Genomic DNA, 15187 nt, shown 5'->3' with positions numbered 1-15187 from the left:
GCGACATGCGAAGGCGACAGAGATGCCCGACAAGGACCCCGACAACAGGGACAATGCCATCTTCTTCCAGACGCCGGGGCGGCACGCGGCCGCCTATCCCTATCGGATCCTCGTCGGCGGCCACACCTATTTCACGCCGGCCGACCCGCCGGTCGCCCGCCGCTTCCATCACCAGACCCTGATCTGCACGCTTTCCGGCCTCGGGGAGATCCGGGTCGGCGGCGCGGTGAGCATGGCGGCGCCCGGCAGCGTCGCCTGGCTGGATACGGCTCTCGCCTACCGCCACGGCTGCCACCCGCAGGCGCGGCACTGGCACTATGTTTGGCTCGGCTGCGAGGGTGCGGCCCTGGAGCGCGTCTTCCATCTGCTGCAGGTCGGCAGGGCGCCGCTTTTCGAACCGGGTGGGACCGCCGGTGCCCGCCCGCTCTTCGAGGCGGCGGTCGAGGCGCTACGCACCCGGCCTGCGGCGGCGGAAGCGGTGTCGAACGCGTTCGTGGCGCAGATCGTCGCGCTGCTGGCGGCGCAGCGCGGGGAGGAGGGGGAGGACGACGGCGACCGTATCGGCCTTGCCATCCAGGCCATGCGGGGGGACCTTGCCCGCGGCTGGAGCGTCGAGGCGCTCGCTTCCATCGCGGACCTCAGCCCGTCGCAGCTTCACCGCCGCTTCCGCCGCCTGACCGGCACGACGCCGATGGACTGGCTGCGGCACGAGCGGATGAACCACGCCAAGGGGCTGCTGACCCGCACGGCGGAGAAGGTCGCCGCCGTCGCGCTCGCCTGCGGCTATGCCGATCCATACCATTTCAGCCGTGACTTCTCCCGCACCGTCGGCATTGCTCCCAGCGCCTTTCGCGAAGGCCACGGCCTGCCGGTGCCCGCAAAGCCGGCGGCGGGAAATGCAATAGGGCGGCGATAGTGGTAGCCGGCTGGCCCGGTTGCCTGCGCGGCAGTGCCCGTCAGGCGAAGACGTGCGCCTTGCCGGCGACGTCGAGGCGCACGAGGTTTCCGGGCGAGGGCAGGGCGACGCTGGAGGTTTTCAGCACGATGGGCGGCAGGGCGGTGTCGGCGAGCGCCACCGATATGGTGCAGACCGCGCCGCCGAATTGCACGTCCACCACGCGTCCGCCGTTCTGCGGCGTTGCGCCGTCCACGGCGACGCGGATCTGTTCCGGCCGCAGCATGATTTCCGCCTTGCCGGCATGGTCGCCGTCGACCGCCACGCGTCCGAGCGCGCAATCGGCAAATCCGTTCTTGATGATGGCCGGCAACAGCACGGCGTCGCCGAGGAAGAGCGCCGTCTCGCGGTCGCGCGGCTGGTGATAGATTGCCTGCGGGGGGCCGGCCTGAACCAGCCGCCCTTCGCGCAGCACCGCCACCTGGTCGGCGAAGGACAGCGCCTCGGTCTGGTCGTGGGTGACGAGGATGGCGGTGATGCCGGCGGCCTGCAGCACGCGCGCCACGGCCTTGCGCATGTTCTCGCGCAGGCTGGTGTCGAGGGCGGAGAAGGGCTCGTCCAGCAGCATCAGCTTCGGCCGGCGGCCGAGCGCACGGGCGAGCGCCACGCGCTGCTGCTGCCCCCCGGAAAGCTGGTGCGGACGGCGGGTCGCCATCGCGGCTTCAAGTTCCACCATCTCCAGCAGGCTTTCCACCCGCTTCTCCCGGTCGGGCGCGCCGCGCTCGAAGCCGAAGGCGATGTTGTCGGCGACGCTGAGATGGGGGAACAGCGCGCCGTCCTGCGAGACGATGCCGATGCCGCGCTTGTGCGCCGGCACGCCCGCCGGCCCGTCGGCCAGCAGCGCGCCGTCGAAGCGCACCCGGCCCGTATCGGGAAGCTCGAAGCCGGCGATGATGCGCAGCAGCGTCGTCTTGCCCGAGCCGGAGGGGCCGACCACCGCCGTACGGCTGCCGGTGGCCACCGAAAGGTTCACCCCGTCCAGCGCCCGCACCGGCCCGTAGCGCCGGCTGATGTTTTCCAGATCGAGCAGCGTCATTGGCCGGCCGTCCTTTTCGACTGGGCATGGAGGAGAAGGGTGAGCGGCAGGGAAAGCACGACCATCATCACGGCATAGGGCGCGGCCGCGACATAATCGATCTCGCTCGTCAGCGACCAGAAGCGGGTGGCGAGCGTCTCGACGCCGATGGGCGAAAGCATGAGCGTCGCCGTCAGCTCGTTGACGATGCCGAGCGCGACGAGCGCGATGCCGGCAGCGGCCCCCGGCGCGGCAAGCCGCAGCGTGATCTGCCGCACCGCCTGTCCCGGCGTGCGCCCGAGCGCCATGGCCGCGCGTTCCAGCTCCACCGGAGCCTGCGCGATGCTGGCCCTGAGGCCCACCATGGCACGCGGCAGGAAGAGCAGGATATAGCCGGCGAGCAGCATGGCGAAGGTCTGGTAGAGCGGCAACAGGTAGCGCACGGTGAGGGAGGCGAGCGCCAGCGCCACGACGACGCCGGGCAGCGAGCCGACATAGTAGTGGCAGGCCTCCAGCACCCGTTGCAGCCGGCCGGGCGCGCGCACCGAAAGCCAGGCCATGGGAAAGGCGGCGACGGTGGCGAGGACGCCGCCGGCGAGCGCCAGCACGATGGTCTGGAGCACGGCCTGCGCCACGCCGCCGGTCCAGATGCCGAGCCCGCCGACCCAGAGCCAGCGGCAGAGCGTTGCGAGCGGCACGCCGAGCGTGAGCACGGCAAGGCCCAGCGGCAGGAGCATGACGGGCAGCCGCAGCCGGCCGAGGCGGCGCCGATCGTTCGGCCGCGCCGTGCCGGCGCCGACGCGCGCATAGCGCTCGTTGCCGCGCAGCAGCACTTCGAGGCCGAGCAGCAGCAGGCAGCACGTCACCAGAACGCCGCCGATCATGTTGGCGGCGGGGCTGTTATAGGAGGACTGGAACTGATCGACGATGGCCGTGGCGAGCGTATCGAAGCGGATCATGGCGAAGAGGCCGTATTCCGACAGCAGATGCAGCGCGATCAGCAGCGAGCCGCCGCAGATGGGGATGCGAAGCTGCGGCAGCACCACGCGGAAGAAGACAGCGGTCGGGGCGAGCCCCAAAGAGGCCGCGGCATCTTCCACGGCCGGGTCGAGCCGCCGCAGCGCGGCGGCGACCGGCAGGTAGAGAAAGGGGAAATAGGCAATGACGGCGACGAAGACGCCGCTTGCCAGCCCCCGCATGCCCGGCACGAGGCTGACCCAGGCGTAGCTGTGCACGAAGGCCGGCACCGCGAGCGGCGTCACGGCGAGCCAGGCCCACAGGCGCGGGAAGGGAATATCGGTGCGCTCCGTCAGCCAGGCCATGCCGACGGCAACCGCGATCGATAGCGGAATGGTGAGAAGCTCCAGATAGACCGTGCTGAGCACCAGCTCGCCGACGCGCGGTCGGAAGACCAGCGTCTTCACCGTCTCCCAGCCGACATCGTAGGTAACGAGCGCGATGAAACCGAGCGGCACGAGGCTGACCAGCGCGACCAGCATGGCGAGCACCACGACAGGAGCATAGGGAATGCGGGCCGTCCGCCGCCTTGTGGGCACCGGCCAGGCGCTATCGAGGGTTTCTGCCATATTCTGCTGCAACAAGGCCGTGCCTTCATGCCATCACGAGGAGCCGGTCCCCATTGCGCGGCAATGGCGGCCTGCCCCTGCCCTAAGGATTTCTTGAGTAAAACGCAATGGTTTCTGGTGCCGCAGGCCGCATTCGGCTATTGGAAGGGCGCAATTGCCGGCGCCGGAGTTGCAGACCCGCCTCCGCCGCCCGCGCAGCCACGATCCACGAAGGAGACTGTCATGAACCAATCGATCCGGGTAACATTCGCGGCGCTATCGCTTGCAACGGCGATGCTGGCGTCGGGCGCCCGCGCGCAGGAAGCCGATGAACTCGTCGTCTACAATGCCCAGCACGAAGCGCTCGGCAATGCCTGGATCGAGGCGTTCACCAAGGAGACCGGCATCAAGGTCGTCGTGCGCAAGGGCAGCGACATGCAGCTCGCCAACCTGATCCTGGAAGAGGGCGACCTGTCGCCGGCCGACATCTTCCTGACGGAGAATTCTCCGGCGATGGTGCTGCTCGACGAATCCGGCCGCTTCGCGCCGGTCGACAAGGAAACGCTCGATCAGGTGCCCGCGGAATACCGCCCGGCGGACGGCATGTGGACGGGTATCGCCGCCCGCTCGACGGTCTTCGCCTATGACAAGACCAAGCTGGCCGAGGACAAGCTGCCGAAATCCATGATGGACCTCGCCGATCCCGCCTGGAAGGGCCGCTGGGGCGCTTCTCCGGCCGGCGCGGACTTCCAGGCGATCGTCGGCGCGCTCCTGCAGTTGAAGGGCGAGGAGGCGACGGCCGGCTGGCTCAAGGCCATGAAGGAAAACGCCACGCCCTACAAGGGCAACAGCGTCGCCATGAAGGCCGTCAATGCCGGCGAGATCGAGGGCGCGGTCATCTATCACTATTACTGGTTCGGCGATCAGGCGAAGACCGGCGAGAACAGCAATAATGTCGCGCTGCATTACTTCAAGAACCAGGATCCGGGCGCCTTCGTCAGCATTTCGGGCGGTGGCGTGCTGAAGTCCGGCAAGCACCAGAAGGAAGCACAGGCCTTCCTCAAGTGGATCACCGGCAAGGGCGGTCAGGCCATCCTGCGTGACGGCACGTCCTATGAATATGCGATCGCCGGCGAGTCCAATCCCAAGCTGGTGCCGCTGAAGGACCTCGACGCCCCCAAGGTCGAGGCCTCGACGCTCGACAACAAGAAGGTCGTCGAACTGATGACCGCCGCCGGCCTGTTTTGAGCGGCCGTGCTGCGCGCTCCAAGGCGGGCGCGCAGCACAACCTGCGGCTTGCCCTGCCAAGGCGGGGAGGCTGCATTGGCGGTTGATTGAAAGTTTGCTGAAAAACAATCGCCGATTTAATTACTTTTTTAGGAACTACCCGGAAAAAGAGTGGTACGTGCCACTCTACTACGAGCAGTTCCATGAAAAATATCCCGATCATTGGCAAATTCATCGTCATCATGGCGATTTTCGGCGCCTTTTCGCTCGCCGTCGCCATTTATGGCAGTCTCCAGGTCAAGCATATCGACGACGCGAATACCGCTCTGCTCGACAATGAATCCAAGGCGGCGCTGATGATGGCGCGCGCCAACCGCGCGTTGCAGGCTGCACGCGGCTCCATTGGCGACCTGATGATCGCCCGCAATCCGGAACGCAACGCCGCCGCCCTCGCCGAATTGCAGGGCGACAAGGCCAAATTCGAGGAATTCATGGGCAAGGCGATGGCCGCCATGCCCGGAAATGCCGCGCTGGGCCGCCTCAGGGACGAAGGCACACGCCTCCTCAACGATATCTGCGGCCCCGCCATCGCGCTTGCCGGCGCAGCGACCGTCAGCGCGGATATAGTCAAGTCGCAGGACGTCTTCACGGCGGATTGCCAGCCGCAGTTCGGGGCCCTGGCGGATCGCTTCACGGAGGAAACCAACCTCGTCGTCGATGAGGCGGACCGCAAGAGCCTCGACCTCGAAATCATGACCGCCTCGACGGTGAAGACCATGCTCGCCTCGGTCTTCATCGGCCTCTTCGCCGTCATCGGCCTCGGCTATGTCGCGATCCGCGGCTGGCTGGTGCTGCCGATCCGCAAGTTGGAAGCCACGATGACGGTTCTGGCCGGCGGCGATCTCACGGTTGCCATCGAAGGCAGCGACCGCGGGGACGAGGTCGGCGCCATGGCCAAGGCCGTCCAGGTCTTCAAGGACGAGGGGCTGCGGGCGCGCCAGCTTTCCCGCGATGCGGATGCCGCCCGCGAGGCGCGCGAGGCCGACCGCCTGCGCACCGCCGAGATCGACCGCCAGCGTGCCGAGGCCATGGCGGCGGCGACCGCGGGTCTTGCCTCCGGCCTGACACGTCTCTCGTCCGGCGACCTGACGGTGGCGCTCGCCAATCCCTTCGCCGAGGAATTCGAAGGTCTTCGCCGCGATTTCAACGCGGCCGTCACGCAGCTTCGCGAGACGCTCGGTGCCGTTGCCGCGGCGACCGCCGCCATCGATTCCGGCTCGCGCGAACTTTCCGGCAGCGCCGACGACCTTTCCAAGCGCACCGAGCAGCAGGCCGCCTCGCTGGAGGAGACCGCCGCCGCGCTCGACCAGATCACCGTCAACGTCTCCAGCTCCTCCAGCCGCACGGAGGAAGCCCGCGCCATGGCGGTGGCCGCGAACGAATCCGCCCGCCAGTCGGCAGGGGTGATGACCAAGGCGGTCGACGCCATGCAGCGGATCGAGGAATCCTCCTCGCAGATTTCCAACATCATCGGCGTCATCGACGATATCGCCTTCCAGACCAATCTTCTCGCCCTCAACGCGGGCGTCGAGGCGGCGCGTGCCGGGGAAGCCGGAAAGGGCTTTGCCGTCGTCGCGCAGGAGGTGCGCGAGCTGGCGCAGCGCTCGGCCAAGGCGGCGAAGGAGATCAAGGACCTCATCCGGCATTCGGAGGAAGAGGTGCAGAGCGGCGTGCGGCTCGTCAGCGCCACGGGCGAGGCGCTTGCCGGTATCGAGGAGCGTGTCGCCGCCATCAACAGCCAGCTTGACGCCATCGCCACCTCCGCCAGGGAGCAGTCGGTCGGCCTCTCGCAGGTCAATGTGGCGGTCAACCAGATGGACCAGGTCACGCAGCAGAACGCGGCCATGGTGGAGGAAGCCAATGCCGCCAGCAGCTCGCTGGCGACGGAAGCCGACCGCCTTCGCCACCTGATCGCCCGCTTCCAGCTCGGCGACACACGGGACGCCGCGCCGTTGGCCGCCCGTCCCGTGCCGGTGGCCGCTTCCACGCGTCCCGCGCCCTCGCCGGCCCGGCGCATGGTGAACAAGCTGATGTCCACCTTCGGCGGACAGGCGACGGCCAACAGGCAGGACGACTGGGAAGAGTTCTGAGGCCGGCTGGGAATAGAACGCGCTGAACGCTGAATTACCGAGGCATCGCCCCTTCAAGGGGGCGATGCCATTTCGTCTGCGCCGGTTTAACGCCAGCCGAGGGCCGGGGCGACGTGCTTCAGGATGGCCTCGATGACATGCGCGTTGTATTCGACGCCGAGCTGGTTCGGCACGGTGAGGAGCAGCGTATCGGCCTCGCTGATCGCCTCGTCGGCGGCAAGCTGCTCGATCAGCCGGTCCGGCTCGTCGGCATAGGAACGGCCGAAGATCGCCCGCGTCTTGTCGTCGATGAAGCCGACGGAATCCTGCTCCTTGCCGCCGCGGCCGAAATAGGCCCGGTCCCGGTCGTTGACGAGGGCGAAGATGCTGCGGCTGACCGAAACGCGCGGGCTGCGCGCATGGCCGGCTTCCTTCCAGGCCTCGCGATAAGCGCGGATCTGCGCGGCCTGCTGGACGTGGAAGGGCTCGCCCGTCTCGTCGTCCTTCAGCGTGGAGCTTTGCAGGTTCATGCCGAGCTTGGCGGCCCAGGCGGCGGTGGCGTTGGAGCCGGCGCCCCACCAGATGCGCTCGCGCAGCCCCTCGGAATGCGGCTCGAGGCGCAGGAGCCCGGGCGGGTTGGGAAACATCGGCCGCGGGTTAGGCTGGGCAAAGCCTTCGCCCTTCAGCACGTCGAGGAAGACTTCCGCATGGCGGCGACCCATGTCGGCATCGCTCATGCCTTCCTGCGGCTCGTAGCCGAAGTAGCGCCAGCCGTCGATGACCTGTTCAGGCGAGCCGCGGCTGATGCCGAGCTGCAGGCGGCCCTGCGAGATGAGATCGGCCGCGCCGGCGTCCTCGGCCATGTAGAGCGGGTTCTCATAGCGCATGTCGATGACGGCCGTGCCGATCTCGATCTTCTTCGTGCGCGCGCCGACGGCTGCGAGCAGCGGGAAGGGCGAGGCGAGCTGGCGCGCGAAATGATGCACCCGGAAATAGGCGCCGTCCGCGCCGAGCTCCTCGGCCGCCACGGCAAGGTCGATCGACTGCAGCAGCGTATCGCCGGCCGAGCGGGTTTCGGACTGGGGGGAGGGAGTCCAGTGACCGAAGGAAAGGAAACCGATTTTCTTCATGGATATCTGCCTCGACGCGAAGCGTCCGTTGGGAGGAAACGTTGTCCCGCAAGATGGGTGATCGTGCCACGGTTGAAAAGAGCGATGGAGAGAACGGTGCGTTCACGGTTTGCGACCGCATCTGCCGACGCGAAAATGGCCCGCCGCGCCTGCATGTTCGCGTGCTGCGGCCCCTTGCCGGGGTAGAGCCATGGGATTTGAAGGGAAGCCGTTTTCCCACCGCCTTCTCCCCGAGGGGAGAAGGCAAGAGCGGCGACGTCGAAGCCGCACACCCGCGGATTTCGCCGAACGCCTACGATGCGTGGCGTTCGTAGAGCCGTGCGATGTCCTCGCGCCGGAACGGGACCGCATCGCGGTCGGGCTCCGTCTGGTAGCTGCGGGCATATTGGTGGCCGGAATAGACGGCGGCGGCGATGAGGCCGGGGGCGAGGCAGTCGCCGAGGCGGGTGATGCTGCGGATGCCGGCATCGGCCCATTCGGCCTCGCGGGCCTTCAATTCCAGCCAGAGCGTTTCGTCCGGCAGGCGGGCGGTGACGGGCACGAGCGTCGCGCAGTCGATGGTCTCGATCCGGTCGCTGTAAATGCAGGCAAGGTCCAGCCGGTCCTTCGTGCGGCCGGCGAGCGCCTTTGCCGTGACGATGCGAACGCCCACCTCGATGAGGCGCTTCTGTACCCGGCCCTGTTCCAGCGTGTGCTGGCTCCAGGGGGAGACCTGGGATTCGGGCGTGACGAACGTCACCCCGCGTCCGGCCCTGGCGAGCAGTTCCGCCAGCACGCTGCCCATGTAGAAACAGTCGTCGTCGAAGACCACCACGGGGCCATCGGCGGATACGGCCTCAGCGCCCGCCGAGAGAATGGCGTCGGGCGAGACGACGGCGCCTTCCGCAAGGAAGGCGAGCGGCCGGCGATGGGTGCGGCCCGCGCCGTCCGTGCGCCAGCGCGCGCCGGTGGCGATGGCGACATGGGGGATGCCGTATTGCAGCACGTCCTCGGCGGAAAGCGGGCTGTGCAGATAGAGTTCGGCATTGGGGCGGACGCTCAGCTGGCCGACGCGCCAGTCGCGCACGCGGCCCCAGGTGGCAAGGCCCGGCAGGCGGCATTCGCGCCCCACCCGGCCGCCCCATTCGCCGCCGCCTTCGGCCAGCAGCACATCGACGCCGCGCTGGGCGAGCGCCCGCGCCGCCTCCAGCCCCGCCGGCCCGCCGCCGATGACGAGGGCGGGCTCGGGCGTTGCCGCCGCCGGGATGATCTCCGGGTGCCAGCCCTTGCGCCATTCCTCGCCGATGGTCGGGTTCTGCGTGCAGCGCATCGGCACGTTGGTATTGTCGCCGGAGGTGCAGATGTTGCAGCCGATGCATTCGCGGATGTCGTCGATGCGCCCCTCCTCGATCTTCCTGGGCAGGTAGGGATCGGCGATGGAGGGGCGGGCGGCGCCGATGAAATCGAGGATGCCCTGGCGGATCGCCCGTACCATGCTGTCCGGCGAGGTATAGCGCCCGACGCCGACCACCGGCTTGGTGGTGACGGACTTGACGAAGCGGATATAGGGCTCCTGGAAACCTTCCTCGGAGAAGCGGGCCGTCTGGCTGTCGTTCGACCAGCCGGAGAGGTTGACGTCCCAGAGGTCGGGAAGCTCGGCAAGCGCGGTGACGATATCCCTGCCCTCGCCCTCGCAGGTGATGCCCGAGGGGCCGAGCAGTTCGTCGACGGCAAGGCGGATGGCGAGCGCGCAGCTGTCGCCGACGGCCTCGCGCGTGTCGTCGATGATTTCGCGGAAGAGCCGGAGCCGGTTCTCGAAGGAGCCGCCATATTCGTCCGTGCGGTCGTTGTGGCGGCGCGAGAGGAAGTGCTGTAGCACGCTCATGTCGTGGCCGGCATAAAGATAGACGATGTCGAAGCCGGCCTTTTTCGCGCGCAGGGCCGCGTTGCGGTACCAGCGGCGCATGTCGGCGATGTCGGTCTTGTCCATGGCGCGCGCCTGCACGGGATCGAGACAGTCGCTGATGACATGGGAGGGGGCGAGCGGGATCATCCGGCTGAAGCGGTTGGCGACATGCAGGCCGTTGTGCACGAGCTGGATGGCGGCAAGGCTGCCATGGGCGTGGATGCTGTCGGTGACGGCGGCAAGGGCCGGCAGGTCGCCCTCGTCCCACAGCCGTGCCTCGTTGGCCGGCGTCAGGTCGGAGGTCGGGTGGATCTCCGCCTCCTGCGTGGAGACGACCGCCCAGCCACCCTCGGCCTTCATGCCGCGCAACTCGGCTTCCGCATTGGGATAGCGGTAGCCCATGCCGGAACAGTGCGGCACCTGGTAGAAACGGTTGCGCGCCGTGACCGGGCCGATCCTGACGGGTTCGAAGAGAATATCGAAGCGGGGGTCTCGCGACATGTCATGCCATCCTGAAGCGATTTGCTCCGCGCGCCACGCGGATGAGGCCACCATATCGGGAATGCCGGGACAGGCAAGAGAATTGTTATACGGATGTATAATACAGGCGCGTAGTCAGGCGGCTCGTTGCAGGAGTGCCGCCCCTCCGGGTTAAGCGACTGGGATTTTACGCTTTTCCGGCTCAGTCCAGCACATGGTTCCGCGGCTGGACGGGCTCGGGCAGCTCCGCTTCACCGAGCAGGGAAAGCATGTCGCGCTCCACCGTGCGCAGCATGGCACCGAGCGGCAGGGCGTTCGGCTCGAGGCCGAACGGGTCCTCGAGTTGGTGGCCGAGCGCTTCGAGGCCGAAGAAGGTATAGGCGACGAGCAGCACGGGCAGCAGCGTCCACCAGTCCAGCGAACCGGCCAGCGCGAAGGGCAGGGTGATGCAGAAGATCAGCGCCGTGCGGTGCAGCAGCAGCGAATAGGCGAAGGGCACCGGCGTCATCGCGATCCGCTCGCAGCCGCCCTGCACCCGGGCGAGCGCCGAAAGCTGGGTTTCCAGCACCGAATAGTGGATCGCGTCGATGCGGTGCGTCTGCATCAGCGTGATGCAGTGCCGGCCGATGCGGTCGAGCACCTCGTTCGTCGGATTGGGGCTGTTGTCGCGCGGGGCCGTGTCGGACCAGCGGGCGATCGCGGCGGCTTCGTCCTCGCTGCGCAGCCGGGCGGCAAGGCCGGCGGCGAAGGCGCAGACATGGGTGAGCAGGAAACGCCGGTCGTCCTCGCCCAGAAGCGCGGTCTGCCGGGCGAAGGAACGGGCGGCGATAATCAGGTCGCCCCAGAGCATGCGGCCTTCCCACCAGCGGGCATAGCAGGCATTGTTGCGGAAGCTCATGAAGACGGAGAGCGCGATGCCCGTCAGCGTGAAGGGAATGGCGCTGATCTTGACGAAGATGCCGGGATGGTGCTGGGCGGCGAAGACGGCGACGATGCTCAGCACCGCGACGGCAACGAGATGCCAGGCGATCCGCGGCAGGATCGAGCCGTTGATGGTGAAGAGAATGTCTTTGAAGCTCGGCTTCGAGCGCAGGATCATGGGCTTCTCTGCTGCGGCGGGCGATGCGGACCGATCCGGCTCGCCGGCCTTTTCTTTCACCTTGCCTGGCGGGTGGCAAGCCTTCGGGCAATGGTTGCGGCCGAGGTAGTGAGAAAAAGACCAGGAGGCGGGCGCGATGCGTTGCCGAGCGCGCATTGCGGCCCAATATAGAGAGCAAGTTCAATCCATTCCGGAGCCCGTCGTGAGAAATCCCTATGAGGTTCTCGGCGTGCCGTCCACGGCGACGGCGGCCGAGATACAGAGCGCCTATCGCAAGCTCGCCAAGAAGCTGCACCCGGACCTCAATCCGGGCGACAAGGCGGCGGAGGAGAAGTTCAAGGAGGTCGCCGCTGCCTATGACCTGCTGGGCGACGCCGACAAGCGCAAGCGCTTCGACGCCGGCGAGATCGACGCGTCCGGCGCCGAGCGCCCGCCGCGCCAGGACTATTACCGCAACTATGCCGGCGGGCAGGCGGAGCATCCCTATGCGGATGCCTCGGGCTTTGCCGACTTCATGGACGGCGACGACATCTTCGCCGATCTCCTGCGCCGCGGCCAGAAGGCGCGGGCGAACCGTCGCGGCGAGGATCGGCATTACCATCTGGAGATCGGCTTTGCCGATTCCATCGCCGGTGCCACGAGACGCATCACCCTGCCGGACGGCGGCACGCTGGACGTGAAGATCCCGCCGGGCCTCGTCAGCGGCCAGACGATCCGCCTCAAGGGCAAGGGGGCGCCGGGTCTCGGCACGGGCGGGCCGGGCGATGCCTTGATCGAGGTGGAGGTGCTGGCCGATCCGCGCTTTTCCCGCGAGGGCGACGACATTACCATCGAACTGCCCGTTTCCCTGAGCGAGGCGGTGCTCGGCGGGCGTGTCCATGTTCCCACGGCGACCGGCGCGGTGACGATGACGGTGCCGAAGGGCTCCAACACCGGCACGACGCTGCGGCTGAAGGGCAAGGGCGCGCCGAAGCGCGGCGGCGGCTTCGGCGACCAGTTCGTCAAGCTGAAGGTGGTGCTGCCGAGCCCGCCCGATGCCGAGCTCGAGGCCTTCGTGGCCGGCTGGGCAAAGGGGCAGGCGTTCAATCCGCGTGAGGAGGCCTGATCATGGCGATGAGCAAGGACGAGTTCCTCAAGACCTCCGGCCTGAAGGTGACGGTGCTGGAACTGTGGATCGAGCAGGAATGGCTTCTGCCGGAAAGGACGCCGTCGGGCCTGAGCTTTTCGGAAATCGATGTCGCCCGGGCGCGGCTGATCGGCGAGCTGCAATCCGGCATCGGGGCGAACGAGGCCGGCATCGACGTCATCCTTCATCTGATGGACCAGCTGCACGGCATGCGCCGGGCGCTTGCCGAACTGCGGCGCGAAATGCAGCGACCGAAGGATTAAAGGGCAAGCCCTGCCGCGCCGAATGCGCTATAGCTGCAAGAAAATTGCATCGAGCGGGGCTTTCCATGGATATCGATCGGGCGCGCACCTTTCTTGAGATCGTCCATACGGGCAGTTTCCTCAAGGCCTCGGAGCGGCTGCACATCACCCAGACCACGGTGAGCGCACGCATCCGCACGCTGGAGGAGGCGCTCGGGCGCAAGCTCTTCGTCCGGACCCGCAACGGCGCGGCGCTGACGGCGGCGGGGCGGGAATTCGAACGCTTCGCGCAGTCCTTCGTGCAGGTGTGGGAGCGGGCGCGCCAGCAGCTCACTGTTCCGCCGGGCCGCACGTCCGTCGTCGCGGTCGGCGGCGAGGTCAGCCTGTGGAACCCGTTGCTGCTCGACTGGCTGGTCTGGATGAAGGGGAACTGTCCCGAGATCGCCATTCACGCGGCGGTCGGCGTTCCCGACCAGCTTCTGGAGCAGTTACGTACCGGCGTGCTCGACATCGCCGTGCTCTATGCGCCCAAGCTGATGCCGGGCTTCAAGGTGGAGCTGATCGAGGAAGAGGAACTTGTCCTCGTGCGCAAGGCTGGCGAGGCCGGCGAGCCGGACTATGTGCATGTCGACTGGGGATCGCAGTTCGCCGGGCAGGGTGGCTATGGGCTTGCCGGCTTTGCCGAGCCGGCGTTGCAGGTGGGCTTCGGGCCGCTCGCCCTTCATTACATCCTGCGCGCCGGCGGCATGGGCTATTTCCGCAAGGGAACGGTGGCGCGCCATCTTGCGTCCGGCGAGCTCGAACGCGTCGAGGGCGCGCCCGAATTCACCTATCCCGCCTATGCCGTCTATCCCGAAGCGGCGGCGGGGCGGCGGGACGTGGAGGATGCGCTGCGCGGCCTCAAGCAGATCGCGCATCAGGGGGATGGGCCGCGGCTCTAGCGCCGCAATGCCGCCTCCACCGCCCGCGCATTGGCAAGGAGCGTGGCGTCCTTGCCGCCGGCGGCGGCGAGCATGAGGCCGACGGGGGCCTCTCCCTCGGCATGGACCGGCAGCGAGATGGCGCAGCCGTCCAGCATGTTGATCAGCGCCGGGTTGCGCAGCAGTGTGAGGTTGGTCTTCACGAAGAGATCGTTGTCGGCTTCCAGCGCGCCGATGGCCGGGGCGACCATCGGCACGGTCGGCATGGCGAGGACGTCATAGGCCGAGATCGCGCGGTTCGTCGCCTCGATATAGGCGCGGCGCAGGTGCAGCATATCGATATAGTCCGCCGCCGTCTGTTCGCGGGCGCGCAGGATGCGGGCCCGCACGCGCTGGTCGTAGGCCTCGCCGTGTTCCTCGAGGAGGTCGCGGTGCCAGGCGAGCGCCTCCGGGGCCGGAAAGCCGCCCCTGGCGTTGATCTGGCCGACCATCTCGAATTCCTTCAGCGCGATCTCGCTCACCACCGCACCGGCATCGGCAAGGCGCTTGAGGGCCGCCTCGAAGGTTCTCGCCACATGCGGCTCGATGCCGTCGAAGACGACGGATTGCGGCACGGTGATGCGCAGGCCAGCGACGCTCCGCTGGCTTTCCTGATCAAGCGAGGTGCCGCTCAGGATCTCGTGGAGGCTTGCGCAGCAATCGACGCTGTTTGCCAGCGGGCCGATGGAATCGAGCGTGAAGGAGAGCGGAAGCGCGCCGGCAAGCGGCACCGTGCTGGCGGTCGGCTTGTAGCCGACGATGCCGCAGAGCGCGGCGGGGATGCGGCAGGAGCCGCCGGTATCCGAGCCGATGGCGGCCGCCGCCATGCCGTCCGCCACGCTGACGGCGGCGCCGGAGGAGGAGCCGCCTGGAATGCGGCCGGTCGCCCGGTCGTAGGGATTGGCCGGCGTGCCGTAATGCGGGTTGATGCCGACGCCGGAAAAGGCGAATTCGGTCATGTTGTTGCGGCCGACGACGATGAAGCCGGCGGCCTTGAGGCGGGCGATGGCGGGCGCATCGCTCGTCGCAGGCGCGGCATCGGCCAGCACCGTGGAACCTGCCGGAGTCGGCTCGCCGGCAAGGTCGAACAGGTCCTTCACGGCGATGGGAATGCCGGCGAAGCGCGAGGGGGCGAGGCCGGCCCTGCGCAGTTCGTCGGCGGCCTTCGCCGCGATGCGGGCCTTTTCGGCATGGACCTTCACGAAGGCGCGTGCGCCTTCTCCCGCCGGCTCGGCGATGCGCGCCAGCGACTCCTCGATGAGCTGCGCGGCGGTGACCTTGCCCGCCGCAAGGTCCCTCGCAAGGTCGTTCAGTGTTGCGCGCATTGCTTTTCTCCCGCCATGGCCGAATCAGACCGGATCAAAATAGTGGATTT

Annotated in this window: 13 protein-coding genes; 7 read left to right on the top strand and 6 right to left on the bottom strand. The window is 67.8% G+C overall.

Annotated elements, in window-relative coordinates; translation table 11 throughout:
- Positions 1-22 precede the first annotated feature (22 nt).
- Entirely contained in the window at positions 23-916 is an 894-nt protein-coding gene (locus tag ACZ48C_RS22750; RefSeq protein WP_464783074.1) for a helix-turn-helix domain-containing protein, read from the top strand.
- 40 nt (positions 917-956) lie between these two features.
- Here the strand turns inward: ACZ48C_RS22750 and ACZ48C_RS22745 are convergent, their stop codons facing one another.
- Together ACZ48C_RS22745 and ACZ48C_RS22740 are read right to left on the bottom strand one after the other, a co-directional pair.
- Positions 957-1991: an ABC transporter ATP-binding protein gene (locus ACZ48C_RS22745; RefSeq protein ID WP_119255276.1), complete on the bottom strand. Its 1035-nt coding sequence runs from the start codon at positions 1989-1991 to the stop codon at positions 957-959.
- Positions 1988-3556, bottom strand: a complete 1569-nt coding sequence (locus ACZ48C_RS22740) for an ABC transporter permease (protein WP_464783073.1) — start codon at positions 3554-3556, stop codon at positions 1988-1990. The genes ACZ48C_RS22745 and ACZ48C_RS22740 overlap by 4 nt, the downstream gene beginning before the upstream one ends.
- Before the next feature lie 222 nt (positions 3557-3778).
- On the opposite strand from ACZ48C_RS22740, the gene ACZ48C_RS22735 reads away from it, so the two are divergent.
- Both ACZ48C_RS22735 and ACZ48C_RS22730 read left to right on the top strand, forming a co-directional pair.
- A complete protein-coding gene (locus ACZ48C_RS22735; protein WP_318913042.1) occupies positions 3779-4783 on the top strand; it encodes an iron ABC transporter substrate-binding protein in 1005 nt (334 codons plus the stop codon).
- 182 nt (positions 4784-4965) lie between these two features.
- Positions 4966-6912: a HAMP domain-containing methyl-accepting chemotaxis protein gene (locus ACZ48C_RS22730; protein ID WP_464783072.1), complete on the top strand. Its 1947-nt coding sequence runs from the start codon at positions 4966-4968 to the stop codon at positions 6910-6912.
- Between the two features lie 86 nt (positions 6913-6998).
- On the opposite strand, the gene ACZ48C_RS22725 is transcribed toward ACZ48C_RS22730, so the two are convergent.
- The gene (locus tag ACZ48C_RS22725; RefSeq protein ID WP_464783071.1) at positions 6999-8021 is read right to left on the bottom strand and encodes an LLM class flavin-dependent oxidoreductase; all 1023 of its coding nucleotides are present in this window, start codon (positions 8019-8021) and stop codon (positions 6999-7001) included.
- A gap of 41 nt (positions 8022-8062) precedes the next feature.
- On the opposite strand from ACZ48C_RS22725, the gene ACZ48C_RS22720 reads away from it, so the two are divergent.
- The gene (locus ACZ48C_RS22720) at positions 8063-8335 is read left to right on the top strand and encodes a hypothetical protein (protein WP_464783070.1); all 273 of its coding nucleotides are present in this window, start codon (positions 8063-8065) and stop codon (positions 8333-8335) included.
- Here ACZ48C_RS22720 and ACZ48C_RS22715 read toward each other — a convergent pair.
- Positions 8314-10407, bottom strand: coding sequence for an oxidoreductase (locus ACZ48C_RS22715; protein ID WP_464783069.1), 2094 nt, complete (start codon positions 10405-10407; stop codon positions 8314-8316). The two genes, ACZ48C_RS22720 and ACZ48C_RS22715, sit on opposite strands and share 22 nt — an antisense overlap.
- Before the next feature lie 181 nt (positions 10408-10588).
- Complete coding sequence (locus ACZ48C_RS22710; protein ID WP_464783068.1) at positions 10589-11485, bottom strand: bestrophin family protein; 897 nt, start codon at positions 11483-11485, stop codon at positions 10589-10591.
- 202 nt (positions 11486-11687) lie between these two features.
- Here ACZ48C_RS22710 and ACZ48C_RS22705 point away from each other — a divergent pair, with 202 nt between their 5' ends.
- From ACZ48C_RS22705 to ACZ48C_RS22695, 3 genes are all read left to right on the top strand, one after another.
- Positions 11688-12590: a J domain-containing protein gene (locus ACZ48C_RS22705; protein WP_318913037.1), complete on the top strand. Its 903-nt coding sequence runs from the start codon at positions 11688-11690 to the stop codon at positions 12588-12590.
- Between the two features lie 2 nt (positions 12591-12592).
- Positions 12593-12874 carry a chaperone modulator CbpM gene (locus tag ACZ48C_RS22700; protein ID WP_245424752.1) on the top strand — a complete coding sequence of 94 codons (282 nt, stop codon included), beginning with the start codon at positions 12593-12595 and terminating at the stop codon, positions 12872-12874.
- Between the two features lie 65 nt (positions 12875-12939).
- A complete protein-coding gene (locus ACZ48C_RS22695) occupies positions 12940-13794 on the top strand; it encodes a LysR family transcriptional regulator (protein WP_464783067.1) in 855 nt (284 codons plus the stop codon).
- Here the strand turns inward: ACZ48C_RS22695 and ACZ48C_RS22690 are convergent.
- On the bottom strand, positions 13791-15137 hold the full coding sequence (locus ACZ48C_RS22690; RefSeq protein ID WP_464783066.1) for an amidase: 1347 nt from the start codon (positions 15135-15137) through the stop codon (positions 13791-13793). The two genes, ACZ48C_RS22695 and ACZ48C_RS22690, sit on opposite strands and share 4 nt — an antisense overlap.
- Between the last annotated feature and the right edge of the window lie 50 nt (positions 15138-15187).

The sequence above is a fragment of the Shinella sp. 1A1 genome, assembly GCF_055379515.1.
This window is presented reverse-complemented; position numbering and strand designations above follow the sequence as displayed.